General features: G+C 64.9%; 15 protein-coding genes and 1 pseudogene. 12 read left to right on the forward strand and 4 right to left on the reverse strand.

The genetic code is table 11. The features are described from left to right. The first annotated feature begins 53 nt into the window (after window positions 1-53). The 3 genes from E5X34_RS17980 (at window position 54) to leuC (ending at window position 2,511) form a co-directional block, all read left to right on the forward strand. The gene (locus E5X34_RS17980; RefSeq protein ID WP_292567375.1) at window positions 54-704 is read left to right on the forward strand and encodes a class I SAM-dependent methyltransferase; all 651 of its coding nucleotides are present in this window, start codon (window positions 54-56) and stop codon (window positions 702-704) included. 72 nt (window positions 705-776) lie between these two features. Beyond that, window positions 777-1,028: a hypothetical protein gene (locus E5X34_RS17985; RefSeq protein WP_292567526.1), complete on the forward strand. Its 252-nt coding sequence runs from the start codon at window positions 777-779 to the stop codon at window positions 1,026-1,028. A gap of 73 nt (window positions 1,029-1,101) precedes the next feature. Further along, window positions 1,102-2,511 carry a 3-isopropylmalate dehydratase large subunit gene (gene leuC, locus E5X34_RS17990; RefSeq protein ID WP_292567378.1) on the forward strand — a complete coding sequence of 470 codons (1,410 nt, stop codon included), beginning with the start codon at window positions 1,102-1,104 and terminating at the stop codon, window positions 2,509-2,511. 68 nt (window positions 2,512-2,579) lie between these two features. On the opposite strand, the gene E5X34_RS17995 is transcribed toward leuC, so the two are convergent. After that, entirely contained in the window at window positions 2,580-2,885 is a 306-nt protein-coding gene (locus E5X34_RS17995; protein ID WP_292567381.1) for a hypothetical protein, read from the reverse strand. Window positions 2,886-3,051: 166 nt separating this feature from the next. Between E5X34_RS17995 and E5X34_RS18000 the strand changes: the two genes are divergently transcribed. Further along, window positions 3,052-4,248: a GGDEF domain-containing protein gene (locus E5X34_RS18000; RefSeq protein ID WP_292567384.1), complete on the forward strand. Its 1,197-nt coding sequence runs from the start codon at window positions 3,052-3,054 to the stop codon at window positions 4,246-4,248. A 261-nt stretch (window positions 4,249-4,509) separates the two neighbouring features. Next, window positions 4,510-5,712 (forward strand): GGDEF domain-containing protein, encoded by a 1,203-nt coding sequence (locus E5X34_RS18005; protein WP_292567387.1) that lies wholly within the window; start codon window positions 4,510-4,512, stop codon window positions 5,710-5,712. On the opposite strand, the gene E5X34_RS18010 is transcribed toward E5X34_RS18005, so the two are convergent. Beyond that, window positions 5,696-6,052 carry a hypothetical protein gene (locus E5X34_RS18010; protein ID WP_292567389.1) on the reverse strand — a complete coding sequence of 119 codons (357 nt, stop codon included), beginning with the start codon at window positions 6,050-6,052 and terminating at the stop codon, window positions 5,696-5,698. The genes E5X34_RS18005 and E5X34_RS18010 overlap by 17 nt on opposite strands. A gap of 345 nt (window positions 6,053-6,397) precedes the next feature. On the opposite strand from E5X34_RS18010, the gene E5X34_RS18015 reads away from it, so the two are divergent. The 7 genes from E5X34_RS18015 to E5X34_RS18045 all read left to right on the forward strand — a co-directional run bounded on the left by E5X34_RS18015 (window position 6,398) and on the right by E5X34_RS18045 (window position 12,041). Next, complete coding sequence (locus E5X34_RS18015; RefSeq protein ID WP_292567392.1) at window positions 6,398-6,892, forward strand: hypothetical protein; 495 nt, start codon at window positions 6,398-6,400, stop codon at window positions 6,890-6,892. Between the two features lie 413 nt (window positions 6,893-7,305). Further along, a complete protein-coding gene (gene sdhC / locus E5X34_RS18020) occupies window positions 7,306-7,728 on the forward strand; it encodes a succinate dehydrogenase, cytochrome b556 subunit (protein ID WP_292567394.1) in 423 nt (140 codons plus the stop codon). Next, on the forward strand, window positions 7,728-8,123 hold the full coding sequence (gene sdhD / locus E5X34_RS18025; RefSeq protein ID WP_292567397.1) for a succinate dehydrogenase, hydrophobic membrane anchor protein: 396 nt from the start codon (window positions 7,728-7,730) through the stop codon (window positions 8,121-8,123). The genes sdhC and sdhD overlap by 1 nt, the downstream gene beginning before the upstream one ends. Before the next feature lie 4 nt (window positions 8,124-8,127). After that, window positions 8,128-9,963, forward strand: a complete 1,836-nt coding sequence (sdhA, locus tag E5X34_RS18030; protein WP_292567399.1) for a succinate dehydrogenase flavoprotein subunit — start codon at window positions 8,128-8,130, stop codon at window positions 9,961-9,963. Window positions 9,964-9,965: 2 nt separating this feature from the next. Then, the gene (locus E5X34_RS18035; RefSeq protein ID WP_292567402.1) at window positions 9,966-10,400 is read left to right on the forward strand and encodes a DUF3052 domain-containing protein; all 435 of its coding nucleotides are present in this window, start codon (window positions 9,966-9,968) and stop codon (window positions 10,398-10,400) included. Then, a complete protein-coding gene (locus tag E5X34_RS18040; protein ID WP_292567405.1) occupies window positions 10,400-11,179 on the forward strand; it encodes a succinate dehydrogenase iron-sulfur subunit in 780 nt (259 codons plus the stop codon). The genes E5X34_RS18035 and E5X34_RS18040 overlap by 1 nt, the downstream gene beginning before the upstream one ends. A gap of 232 nt (window positions 11,180-11,411) precedes the next feature. Beyond that, window positions 11,412-12,041, forward strand: coding sequence for a DUF480 domain-containing protein (locus E5X34_RS18045; protein ID WP_292567408.1), 630 nt, complete (start codon window positions 11,412-11,414; stop codon window positions 12,039-12,041). A 28-nt stretch (window positions 12,042-12,069) separates the two neighbouring features. On the opposite strand, the pseudogene E5X34_RS18050 reads toward E5X34_RS18045, so the two are convergent. Together E5X34_RS18050 and E5X34_RS18055 are read right to left on the reverse strand one after the other, a co-directional pair. Beyond that, a pseudogene (locus E5X34_RS18050) lies at window positions 12,070-12,279 on the reverse strand (hypothetical protein); the annotation flags it as partial. Next, window positions 12,263-12,688: an OsmC family protein gene (locus E5X34_RS18055; protein WP_292567411.1), complete on the reverse strand. Its 426-nt coding sequence runs from the start codon at window positions 12,686-12,688 to the stop codon at window positions 12,263-12,265. The pseudogene E5X34_RS18050 and the gene E5X34_RS18055, both read right to left, overlap by 17 nt. Window positions 12,689-12,869: the final 181 nt, after the last annotated feature.

Raw genomic sequence — 12,869 nt, forward strand, 5'->3', positions numbered from 1 at the left:
CGACAAAAGTCCGCGCTACGATCCCTCCGCTGATCATCGCGGAGGAGGTGCCCATGAATTTCGACAAGGCCAACGCGGCGCTGGACTCCGTCTATTCGGCCGACTCGCCGGAAGGGCTCACCAAGGCCTATGCCGACTGGGCCGCGACCTATGACAGCGAGACCGCCTCACTGGGCTACCTCCTGCCGTTCCTGATCACCGCCTGGGTAGCGCGGCATGTGCCGGCGGGCGAAGGCCCACTGCTCGACGCCGGCTGCGGCACCGGCCTGTCGGGTCCGTCGCTGAAGGCGCTGGGCTATGGCGACATCGCCGGGCTCGACCTTTCCGGCGATATGTTGAAGCTCGCCGGCAGCCGCCAGGCCGGTGGCAAGCCGGCCTATAGCGAGCTGAAGAAGGCGATGCTCGGCGGCCCGCTGCCTTGGCCCGACCGGCATTTCCGCGCCTTCTTCTCGACCGGGGTCTTCACCATCGGCCATGCACCGGCCTCCGGTCTGCACGAGCTGGTGCGCATCACGAAGCCCGGCGGTCATGCAATCTTCACCGTGCGCGACCAGGTGTTCGAGAGCGGCGGCTTCCAAGCGGTGTTCGATGAGCTGACGCAGACGGGGAAATGGCGCCCGGTCGAGCAGAGCCCGTGGTTCCGCTGCTATGCCATCGGCGATCCGGAGGCGCTGGTGAAGACGTTTGTGTTCGAGGTGGTGTGAGCGCCAGCCTCTCCTTCCCCCCTTGTGGGGGAAGGTGGCCGCGTAGCGGCCGGATGAGGGGTGCTCCAGGGAATGCAGCGTCTCACTCCGCTGGAACACCCCTCATCCGTCTCGGCGCTACCGCGCCGATCCACCTTCTCCCGCAAGGGGAGAAGGGAAAGTCGCCGACAATTGCCGAAAAGGCAAAACATTGCTATCTACCCCGCCATGGAAAAGCTTTTCAGCGATCCGGCCTACAAGGGTTTCGTGCTGCAGGACAGAAAGCGCCTGCCGTCGCGTTTCTCCGCGCGCGTTTGCGGCGCGCTGACCAGCCGACTTAACTGACCCGACCGATCGCAGTCGTCGCGCCGGATGGCCGGCGTGCTTTTCCCATTCTCATATCGACGGATTTACGCACATGAGCGCACCGCGCACCCTCTACGACAAGATCTTCGACGACCACGTCGTCGACCGCCAGGACGACGGCACCTGCCTGCTCTATATCGACCGCCACCTCGTGCATGAGGTCACCAGCCCGCAGGCCTTCGAAGGCCTGCGCATGTCGAACCGCAAGGTCCGGCATCCGGAAAAGACGCTGGCCGTGGTCGACCACAACGTGTCGACCTCGCCCGAGCGCAAGTTCGGCATCAAGAACGAGGAAAGCCGCATCCAGGTCGAGGCGCTGGCCAAGAACGCCAAGGATTTCGGCATCGAATATTATTCCGAGAACGACGTCCGCCAGGGCATCGTCCACATCATCGGGCCCGAGCAGGGCTTTACGCTCCCCGGCATGACCATCGTGTGCGGCGACAGCCATACTTCCACGCACGGCGCCTTCGGCGCGCTGGCGCATGGCATCGGTACCTCGGAGGTCGAGCATGTGCTCGCCACCCAGACGCTGATCCAACGCAAGGCCAAGAACATGCTTGTGCGCGTCGACGGCCAGCTGCCCGAGGGCGTCACCGCCAAGGACATCATCCTCGCCATCATCGGCGAGATCGGCACGGCCGGCGGCACCGGTTACGTCATCGAATATGCGGGCGAAGCGATCCGCTCGCTGTCGATGGAAGGGCGCATGACGATCTGCAACATGTCGATCGAGGCGGGCGCGCGCGCCGGCCTGATCGCGCCGGACGAGACGACCTTCGCGTATGTCAAGGACAAGCCGCGCGCGCCCAAGGGCGCGGCGTGGGATGCGGCGCTTGCCTACTGGAAGACGCTCAAGTCGGATGAAGGCGCGCATTTCGACAAGGTGATCGTGCTCGACGCGGCGAAGCTGCCGCCGATCGTCTCCTGGGGCTCCTCGCCGGAGGACGTCGTCTCGGTGCAGGGCATCGTGCCGAACCCCGAAGACATCACGGACGAGACCAAGCGTTCCTCCAAGCATCGGGCACTGGAATATATGGGCCTGACGCCTGGAACCAAGATCACCGACATCGCGCTCGACCGCGTCTTCATCGGTTCCTGCACCAATGGCCGCATCGAGGACCTGCGCGCCGCCGCCAAGGTGGTCGAGGGCAAGAAGGTCAATCCGCGCGTCAACGCCATGATCGTGCCGGGCTCCGGCCTGGTGAAGGAACAGGCCGAGGCCGAAGGCCTGGACAAGATCTTCCTTGCCGCCGGTTTCGACTGGCGCGAGCCGGGCTGCTCGATGTGCCTGGCCATGAACGACGACCGGCTGAAGCCGCATGAACGCTGCGCCTCGACCTCGAACCGCAATTTCGAGGGCCGCCAGGGCTTCAAGGGCCGCACCCACCTGGTGTCGCCAGCCATGGCGGCCGCCGCCGCGATCGCCGGCCATTTCGTCGACATCCGCGACTGGAAGTAACCACCGGTCTCAGAACCTAAACAAAAGGCCCGGACGGCTTTGTCCGGACCTTTTGCTTTTCAACAATCCTACCTGCGGATGATCTCGTGAAACTCTTCGCGCCGGCCGGGCTCGTCGGCGGCGACGACCAGGGCCAGCTGGCGCTCGTCGAAGATCCTGAACCATTCGTCCCATTCGACGAGCTCGTAGCCGCCGGCGTTAATCGGACGCTCCGGGCGGTCGGTGTCCTCATAGGCGTTCTGCCCAAATACAAGACGCAGCATGGCCTGCGTTCCAGCCTCGGGCGAGACGTCTACGATGGCCGGGAAGCCGGCGCGCGCCGCCGCCCAGGAGCGGATTTCATCGTGATCGGTCAAAGTGATCGTGTCGGCCATCGCAATCGTCTCCTGTCTGGCGACTCTAGTCTGGCCGGACAACGCCGCTCCGGCAAGCCCGGTTCCGCATGGTTTCGCGGCGTATTTATCGAGAGCGCTTAACCGCTTGTTTGGGCTTAAGTCCTAGTATCTCCCGTCGGGTAAAGTTGGGGAAAGTCGCAGTCCTTTGGACACCGGTCTGCTCATAGCGCTGCTCAATCCGACGATAGCGCTGGCGCTCGGCGCTGCGTTTGTCGTGCTGTGGTGCTATCAGCGCCATCGTCCCTATCTTGCGGTCCTGGCGGCAAGCTATGCTTTCGCCGCGGGCGGGTTCCTGTTCCAGCACTTCACCCTCCCGGCCGGCCTGGCGCCGTCCAAGTTCCTCTCCAATCTGTGCTTCTGCCTTGCCGGGTCCTGTCTGGTGGGCGCCATCGTCGCGCGCCACGGCCGGCCCGTCCCTTATGTCGGGATCGGCGTGCTGGCGGGAAGCGGCATGGCTGCGTTCAGCTGGTTCCTGCTCGTTCAGCCGGACCTGACATGGCGCATCCTCGTCGTCAATTTCGCGCTTGGCGGCATCAGCCTTCTGGCCGCCGCCGAACTGCGCGTGGTGCGCGGCAATGGTCCGACGGAAAAAATGCTGTTCGTGCTGGCGTTGCTTTCCGGGCTGAACTTCTTCGTGCGGACGCTGGCCATCATCATCGCGAATGGACCGTTCAAGAGCTACGACGAGCTCTATGCCTCGTCCTACTGGACGACGGCGCTGCTGCTGCACGCGCTGCTGTCGCTGCTGATCGCGCTTTGCCTGTTCACCGCGGCGGCGCTAGACGTGGTGCGGGCGCTGAAGGCCGAGACCCACACCGATCCGCTCTCGGGCATCCTCAACCGTCGCGGCTTCGAGGAGCGGTCGACCGTGCTGCTCGATCAGTGCGCCAGGGCAGGCTTTCCCGTCGCCCTGGTGCTGGCCGACCTCGATCACTTCAAGGCCCTGAACGATCAATACGGGCATGAGGCCGGCGACCGGGTGATCGCCGACTTCGCCGCGAAGTTGCGTTCCGCCACCGGCGCGCGCGGAGCCGCCGGCCGCATCGGCGGCGAAGAATTCGCCGTGCTTCTGCCACTCAGCGACCTGGGGGCGGCAAGGCTGTTCGCCGAGGCGATCCGTAGCTTCTATTCGGCCGGCACGATCGACGGCCTGCCGCCCGGCGCCAGGGTGACCGCCAGCTTCGGCGTCGCCGCCCGCTCCGGCAGGGAAGGGCTGATGCCCTTGATGCGGCGCGCCGATGAGGCGCTCTACAAGGCCAAGAAGAACGGCCGCGACAGCGTGCGGCTTTCCTATGAGAGGCCCGAAACGACGTTCGTCGCCGAGCGGCTCGCTGTCGGCTGAGGCAGGTGGACACCCGCGCCTTCGTCATCCTCGGGTCTGCGCGCGTCGCTTCGCTCCTTGCTTCGCCCGTGGATGACGATCGCAGGGATGGCTCGGCCAATCGCGGACCAGGGATTGCCATTGACCTCTACGTCGCGTTCCAAATGCTCTGACGACCGGACGGGCTTTTCAGCCAATCGCGAAGGCCCGCGCTCCTTCCGCCATACCACGCGTTAACGTGATTTTCGCCGGTCGATGATAGCTCTCGGTCAAGGAGCAGACATGGGCAGCGCCGACTTCATATTGATGATCAACCTCGCCGTCGCCGGGCTGCTGGCGGCGGCGTTCATGGCGATTGCCGTGTATGGCACCGGGCGCGCGTCGGCGCGTTGGCTTGCCTTCAGCTACCTGCTCGGCATGGCTTATTTCGGCATCGAATTCAGCATCCCCTCCTTCTCGGACGCCCGGTTGCCGGTCGTTGCAGCCTTTGCCGTGTTCCTCGGCGCGACCATCGCTTTCAACGGCGGGTTGGCCCATAAATACGGCGTGCGGCCGCCATGGGCGCCGATGCTGTGCTTCCTGTTCGTCGCGTCGGCCGCCGTCTATCTGGTGCAGGACCTGCCGCGCCAGTCGTTGGCGCGGATGATGGCCTACCAGCTTCCTTATGCCGCCATGCAGTTCGCGGCGCTCGGCATCGTGCTGTCCTCCCGGCAGAGGCTTGCATGGCTGGACCATGTGCTCGCGCTGGTGCTTGGCGCCAGCGCCGTGCAATTCGCCTCCAAGCCATTCATCGCCGGCGCGCTGGGTGGCTGGGGCGCCAATCCGCAGGCCTATGTGCAGACGGCTTACGCGCTGGTGTCGCAATCGGTCGGCACCGTGTTCGGGCTGGCGCTGGCGCTGCTTGCGCTCGCCGTGCTGGTGCGCGACGCGCTCAGCGAGGCGACCTCGAAATCGGAAACCGACGCTTTGTCGCGGCTGCTCAATCGCGGCGGCTTCGAGCGCCACGCGAACTTTGCGATGCGCGACGCCGTCCGCCGCGGCGTGCCGGTGGCGCTGGTGATCGCCGATCTCGACTATTTCAAGAGCATCAACGACAGCTATGGCCATGCCTGCGGCGACCGCGTCATCGAGACATTCGCCGGCTTCCTGCGCGAGGCCGCGGCCGAGCACCATGTCGCCGGCCGTATCGGCGGGGAGGAGTTCGCCATCATCCTGCCCGGCACCAACCTTGCCGCGGCGCGGCTGTTTGCCGAAGGCACACGCAACGCTTTTGGAGCCTTGCCGATCGAGGGCCTGCCGGCCGATTATCGCTGCAGCGCAAGCTTCGGCGTGGCGGAGCTGGCCGCCGACGAAGGGTTTGCCGATCTTCTGCGGCGCGCCGACGCCGCGCTCTACGAAGCCAAGAATGCCGGCCGCGACTGCGTGCGCGTGTCAGGCACGCTTAGGCGGCGCCAAACGCCGACGATCTTCAACGGCAAGGGCTGAGGTTGGGCATCTCGCCATCGGAAAGCCCGTACATATAGGAGCGTCCCTTCACCAGCACCGGCGCCTGGTAGCAGCCGGGCGCGCCCGGCTCGTCCGCGTCGTCATAGACGACGTCGGGCTGGCCGGCACTGGTAAAGTTCGAGAGCTCCTTAGCGTGCCTGCCCTCGCCGACGATGATGCGCTTGTAGCCGGCGGCGCTGTCGATGACGAGATTGCCGAAGGAATCGGCGTAGACGCGGTCATGATGACGCAATCCGGCTTCGGCCGGTACGGCGATCGCCAAGACCAGCCCCGCCAGCACTGCTGCGGCAAGGCTTGCCCGCACTGAATTCGAACGCATGTCGCTCTCCCTTGATCGGCGCCACGGATCGCGCCTGGATTCCCGGTCCGAATCGGAAATTAACCCTTTCTTAACCTTTGTTAAGAGGCAGGGGGCTTTCGGCGCCGGTTCTTAAGGAACATGGTTAATTTTCGAAGGCCCGGTTCTTGCCCGCCGTCGGGCGGTCCTGCAGCCGACTCACTCTGGTCGAACTTGATCTTGATGCGTCGCGTGGCTAGAGCGGTTCGCCGTTTAACGGAAACGACAAACCACTCTACCTCTTTGTTTTGACGCAATTCCGGGCGGAAAACCGTTTCACACTTTTCCTGGAATTGCTGTAGCGTGCCGCGAACGAAAGGGCAGCGAATGAGTTTTGGCCACACGGTTCGGGTGTCGATCACCATCCCGCTGCTTCTCGCCGCCGCGGCCTGCGTGCCGCAGGACGGCGCGCCGAAGGCGGCCAATGCGGCGGCGCCGGTGGCCGCGCCTGCGCTGGCACAGCAGTCCGCCGCATCCGCGACGCCTCCAGCGCCGCCGGCATCTCAAATGCCGCAGGGAGCCACTGCGCCCAAAACGCCCGCACCCCAGGCAACCAAGATCATCACCGACCTCACCGTGCCGCGATCCGGCATCGGCACAGCCACCTACAGATGCGGCAATGGCGGCATGATCACCATCCAGAATCTCGGCTCGTCGCTGCGCGTGGCTCGCCCGGATGGCTCGACCGAGGAATTCGCGGCCTCGCCCGCCAACCAGAGCAGCCGCTACCAAGAAGCGGTGACACATGACGCAATCGTGATCGACGGCCGCGAGGCGCTGGTGATGAAGAGGGGATCCACCCCGCAGACCTGTCGCAGATAGCGGGTGGGCTGATCTTCAGGTGAGGCCGGCCTGCATATGGCGGCTCCTGCGCTTCCGGTGCTCACGTACTTCAAGTACGCTCCGCTCCGGTTCTCGCAAGCCACCTTGTTTGGTCGCTTCGCGCCCGTCTTCGACTCCGACTCGGCCTGACCTGAATCTCAGCACACCCGCGCTTGTCCACGCAGCTGTGTATACCGCACTGCAACGAGACCTTGCGCCGGCTTCGAAACAACCGCTAATCGATTGAAGCGCGCGGCCGCAAATTTGTCAGACTAAATGATGTTTCCAAAACGATTTTCCGGCTTTGACGCGGTGCAAAAAGCGCATTAGAAACCGCCTGTCCGGAGCCATATATGAGGGCGGAAAACGCTGCTCCTCGGTAGCGGCATCCAGGACGCCGAACTGGGGCAGCCATGAGCAAATCACCAGCCACCCGCGCAGTTGCCAGACGTGAACGGCCGCTCTCGCCGCATCTGACGATCTACCGGCCGCCGATCACGATGACGATGTCGATCATCCATCGCATCACCGGCGCCGCGCTTTATTTCGGCACGCTGCTGGTGGCGGCGTGGCTGATCGCCGCCGCGAGCTCGCAGGCCGCCTTCGACTGGGTCGACTGGGCTTTCGGCTCCTGGCTCGGCCGGCTGGTTCTGTTCGGTTATACCTGGGCGCTGATGCACCACATGCTGGGCGGGCTGCGGCACCTCATCTGGGACACCGGCGCGGGGCTCGAAAAACACACCGCCTCGAAGATCGCCTGGGCGACGCTCGCCGGCTCGATCGTGCTGACGCTCCTGATCTGGATAGCGGGCTATGCGGCAAGGGGGGCCTTTTGATGAACGCACACAATTCGGACATGCGCACTCCGCTGGCGAGGGTCCGCGGTCTCGGTTCGGCCCGCGAAGGCACCGGGCATTTCTGGCGGCAGCGGCTGACCGCCATCGCCAACATTCCTTTGGTCCTGTTCTTCGTCGGCTTCCTGATCGCGATCAACGGCCACGGCTACGCGGAAGTGCGGTCTGCGCTCGCGAACCCGTTTGTGGTTGTCATGTTCGGGTTGGTGTTGATCTCGCCGCTCTACCATATGCGTATCGGCATGCAGGTGATCATCGAGGATTATGTGCATGGCGAGGGCATGAAGCTGGCGCTGATCGCGCTCAACACCTTCTTCTGCGTGGCAGTCGGCGTCGCTTCGCTGTTTGCCCTGCTCAAACTCGCATTCGGAGGCTGACGTCTTGGCCAACGCAAATACAGCCGGCACGGCTTCCGCCTACACTTTTGTCGATCACAAATTCGACGTGGTGATCGTCGGCGCCGGCGGCGCCGGCCTGCGCGCCACGCTCGGCATGGCCGAGCAGGGGCTACGCACCGCCTGCATCACCAAGGTGTTCCCGACCCGCTCGCACACGGTCGCCGCGCAAGGCGGCATCGCCGCCTCGCTCGCCAATATGGGCCCCGACAACTGGCAGTGGCACCTCTTCGACACCGTCAAGGGCTCGGACTGGCTGGGCGATATCGACGCGCAGGAATACATGGTGCGCGAGGCGCCAGCGGCGGTCTACGAGCTCGAGCATTACGGCGTGCCGTTCTCGCGCACCGAAGAGGGCAAGATCTACCAGCGGCCGTTCGGCGGCATGATGATGAATTTCGGCGATGGCCCGCCGGTACAGCGCACCTGTGCGGCAGCCGACCGCACCGGCCATGCCATGCTGCACACGCTCTACGGCCAGTCGCTGAAGAACAACGCGCAGTTCTTCATCGAATATTTCGCGCTCGACCTGATCACCGAGCCGGACGGCACCTGCACCGGCGTGATGGCCTGGAATCTCGATGACGGCACAATCCACCGCTTCTCGGCCAAGATGGTGGTGCTGGCGACCGGCGGCTACGGCCGCGCCTATTTCTCCGCCACCTCGGCGCATACCTGCACCGGCGATGGCGGCGGCATGGCGGCTCGAGCCGGGCTCGCGCTGCAGGACATGGAGTTCGTACAGTTCCACCCCACCGGCATCTATGGCGCCGGCTGCCTGATCACCGAAGGCGCGCGCGGCGAGGGCGGCTATCTCGTCAATTCGGAGGGCGAGCGCTTCATGGAGCGCTATGCGCCGTCGGCCAAGGACCTTGCGTCGCGCGATGTCGTCTCGCGCTGCATGACGATGGAGATCCGCGAAGGCCGCGGCGTCGGGCCGAAGAAGGATCACATCTTCCTGCATCTCGACCATCTCGACCCGGCGGTGCTGCATGAGCGGCTGCCCGGTATTTCGGAATCGGCAAAGATCTTCGCCGGCGTCGACCTGACCAAGGAGCCGATCCCGGTGCTGCCGACGGTGCACTACAATATGGGCGGCGTGCCGACCAATTATTGGGGCGAAGTGCTCAACCCAACGGCCGAGAGCCCAGATCGCGTGCTGCCCGGCCTGATGGCGGTGGGCGAGGCTGCTTGCGCCTCGGTGCACGGCGCCAACCGGCTGGGCTCCAACTCGCTGATCGACCTTGTCGTCTTCGGCCGTGCCGCGGCCATCCGCGCCGGCGAGGTGATCGACCGCAATTCGCCTGTCCCTTCGCCCAACGCGGCCTCGGTCGAGAAGATCATGGACCGCTTCGACAGGCTGCGTCATGCCAACGGCTCGACGCCGACGGCAAGCTTGCGGGAGAAGATGCAGCGGGCGATGCAGGAAGACGCGGCGGTTTTCCGCACGCAGGAATCGCTCGACAATGGCTGCAAGCGCATTTCGGAAATTTGGAACGAGCTCAAGGACATCAAGGTCACCGACCGCTCGATGATCTGGAATTCCGACCTCGTCGAGACGCTGGAGCTGGAAAACCTGATGGCCAATGCCATCACCACGGTCTATGGCGCCGCGGCGCGCAAAGAGAGCCGCGGCGCGCATGCGCGGGAGGATTTCTCGGCCCGCGACGACGCCAACTGGCGCAAGCACACGCTGGCCCATGTCAGCGAGGGCGGCACAGTGACGCTCACCTACCGGCCGGTGCACACCGAGACGCTGCTGGCGGAAAAGGATGGCGGCATCAACCCGGCCAAGATCGCGCCGAAAGCCAGGGTGTATTGACCATGGCATTGGCGGCCGCGAGATATTCCGGCAGGCCCCTTCCGGCCAAGCTCGGCCTGAAGGACGGCATGGTTGCCGCCTTCATCGCGCTGCCGCCGGAGCTCGATGATCTGGCTGAAGCGGTGTCCTTCGCCACTGTCGATCGGCTGCCGAAATGGTCGGCGATCTCGGGCCACCGCAAATATGATGCCGTGCATGCCTTCACCGGGCAGCGCGCCGAGATCGAGGACGGCTTGGCCGGCATCGAGACGGCGATCAAGCGCGACGGCATGGTCTGGGTCTCCTGGCCGAAGACGGCCTCGAAAGTGCCGACCGACGTCACCGAGGACGTGATCCGGTCGGAGGCGCTGAAGCGCGACCTGGTCGACGTCAAGGTCGCCGCCGTCAACGAAATCTGGTCCGGGCTGAAGCTCGTCATCCGAAAGGACCGCAGGTAATGGTCGAACTCACGCTTCCGAAGAATTCCAAGGTCCAGCAAGGCAAGACCTGGCCGAAGCCGGAGGGCGCCACCAATCTGCGCGAATACCGCATCTACCGCTGGTCGCCGGACGATGGCGGAAACCCGCGCATGGACACGTATTTCGTCGACATGGACGATTGCGGCCCGATGGTGCTGGACGCGCTTTTGTGGATCAAGAACAAGATCGACCCGACGCTGACGCTGCGCCGCTCCTGCCGCGAGGGCATCTGCGGCTCCTGCGCCATGAACATCGACGGCTCCAACACGCTCGCCTGCACCAAGGGCGCCGACGACATCTCCGGCGCGGTGAAGATCTACCCGCTGCCGCATATGCCGGTGATCAAGGACCTGGTGCCCGACCTCACCAATTTCTACGCCCAGCACGCTTCGATCGAGCCGTGGCTGAAGACGGTCTCGCCGACACCGGCCAAGGAATGGCTGCAGAGCCATGAGGATCGCGAGAAGCTCGACGGGCTCTACGAATGCATCCTGTGCGCCTGCTGCTCGACGTCCTGCCCAAGCTACTGGTGGAACGGCGACCGCTATCTCGGCCCGGCGACGCTGCTGCAGGCCTATCGCTGGCTGATCGACAGCCGCGACGAGGCCAAGGGCGAGCGGCTCGACAATCTCGAAGACCCGTTCCGACTCTATCGCTGCCACACCATCATGAATTGCGCGCAGACCTGCCCGAAGGGATTGAATCCGGCCAAGGCGATCGCGGAAATCAAGAAGATGATGGTGGAGAGACGGGTTTAGTCGGGCGAAGTCGCTCGCGGTGCTTTGAAGGCAGCGATCCTTCGCGCCCCCTTCTGTCCTGCCGGACATCTCCCCCACAGGTGGGGAGATTGCTGTCATCGTGGCTTTCGCCAATCGCCGTCGTCAAAGAGTAAGCGCTGTTGACGAAGCTGCTGATCTCCCCCTTATGGGGAGATGTCCGGCAGGACAGAGGGGGGCGCTGTCCCGCCAGCGCCAGAAAGGATTGCAGCCAATGACCGATCTCCCCGTCCTTTCCGCCGTCGAAGCGCGTGTGCTCGGCTCGCTGATCGAGAAGAAGGAGCTGACGCCGGACGTCTATCCGCTGACGCTCAACGGCGCGCACGCCGCCGCCAACCAGAAGACGGCGCGCGAGCCAGTCATGGCGCTGGAGCTGACCGAGATCCGGCGGGCGCTGAGCACGCTGGAGCAGAAAGGCCTGGTGCGCCAGGCCTTCGCCTCGCGGGTCGAGCGCTACGAGCATCTGATGGCGCAGCGCTTTTCACTGACCACGCCGCAGATCGCCGTCATCGGCCTCTTGCTGCTGCGCGGGGCGCAGACGGCGCATGAACTGCTGGCCCGTTCCGAGCGGATGGCGCGTTTCGCTTCGATCGAAGAGTTGCGCGACAATCTCGACCTGATGATCGGTCGGAGGCCGCCGCTGATCCAGCTGCTCGAACGCGCGCCCGGCCAGCGCGAGGAGCGCTACGTTCATTTGCTCAGCGGGCCGGTGGAAGCGGCGGCGGTGGCGGCGCCGTGGCAGCCGGCGGCGACAGCTGCGGATGGCGATCTAGAGACGCGGATCAAGGCGCTGGAGGAAGAGGTCGCGGCGCTGCGCGCGAGGATCGAGGCGCTGGGCGGGTAAATCTGATGGCGGGAAACGTCGGCGGGACAGCGCCCCCCTCTGTCCTGCCGGACATCTCCCCCTCAAGGGGGGAGATTGACAGTTCCGGCGCTGGCACCCTTCTCGACGTCGGCGATTGGCGAAAGCCGGCGCGAAATCCGATCTCCCCCCTCGTGGGGGAGATGCCCGGCAGGGCAGAGGGGGGCGCGAAGGATCGCAAACCCTGCAGATAGAACCGCCGCTCACCCCAACCTAGCATCCAGCGATACCTTGATCGCCCCCAGCGCCTTCGACACGGGACACTCCGCCTTGGCCTTCTCGGCCAGTTCCTTGAACTTCGCCGCGTCGATGCCGGGCACCTTGCCGACCAGGGTTATGGCGCTGCCGGTTATGCCGGTGCCGGGAACCAGCGTCACCACCGCCTTGGCGTCGAGCTCGGCGGCCGGCGTGCCGTTCTCGGCCAGGAAATGCGACAGCTGCATGGCGTAGCAGCCCGCATGCGCCGCGGCGATCAGCTCTTCCGGATTGGTGCCGGATTTGCCGCTCTCGTCCTGGAAGCGCGCCTTGAACGAATAGGGCGTCCCATTCAAGGTCCCGCTCTGCGTGTCGAGCGTGCCTTGGCCTTCCGTCAGATTGCCTTTCCAGACGGCGTTCGCGGTGCGGTCCATGGAGTCCTCCTGGTCTGTCGGGGTTGCGCCGGCGGCCGCCGGCGTTCTTCTGAACTATAGCGCGGGCGCGGCGGAAGGCCATCCTCCGGCGCGTTGAGATTCAGGTGAGGCCGCCTCACCGGAATCTCGACGCGCTTTCCGCCCGTGTGGTGGGCAGACCGAAAAACCTCAAAAAATTTGC

It is taken from the genome of Mesorhizobium sp. (genome assembly GCF_004963255.1).
Classification (GTDB): Bacteria; Pseudomonadota; Alphaproteobacteria; order Rhizobiales; family Rhizobiaceae; genus Mesorhizobium.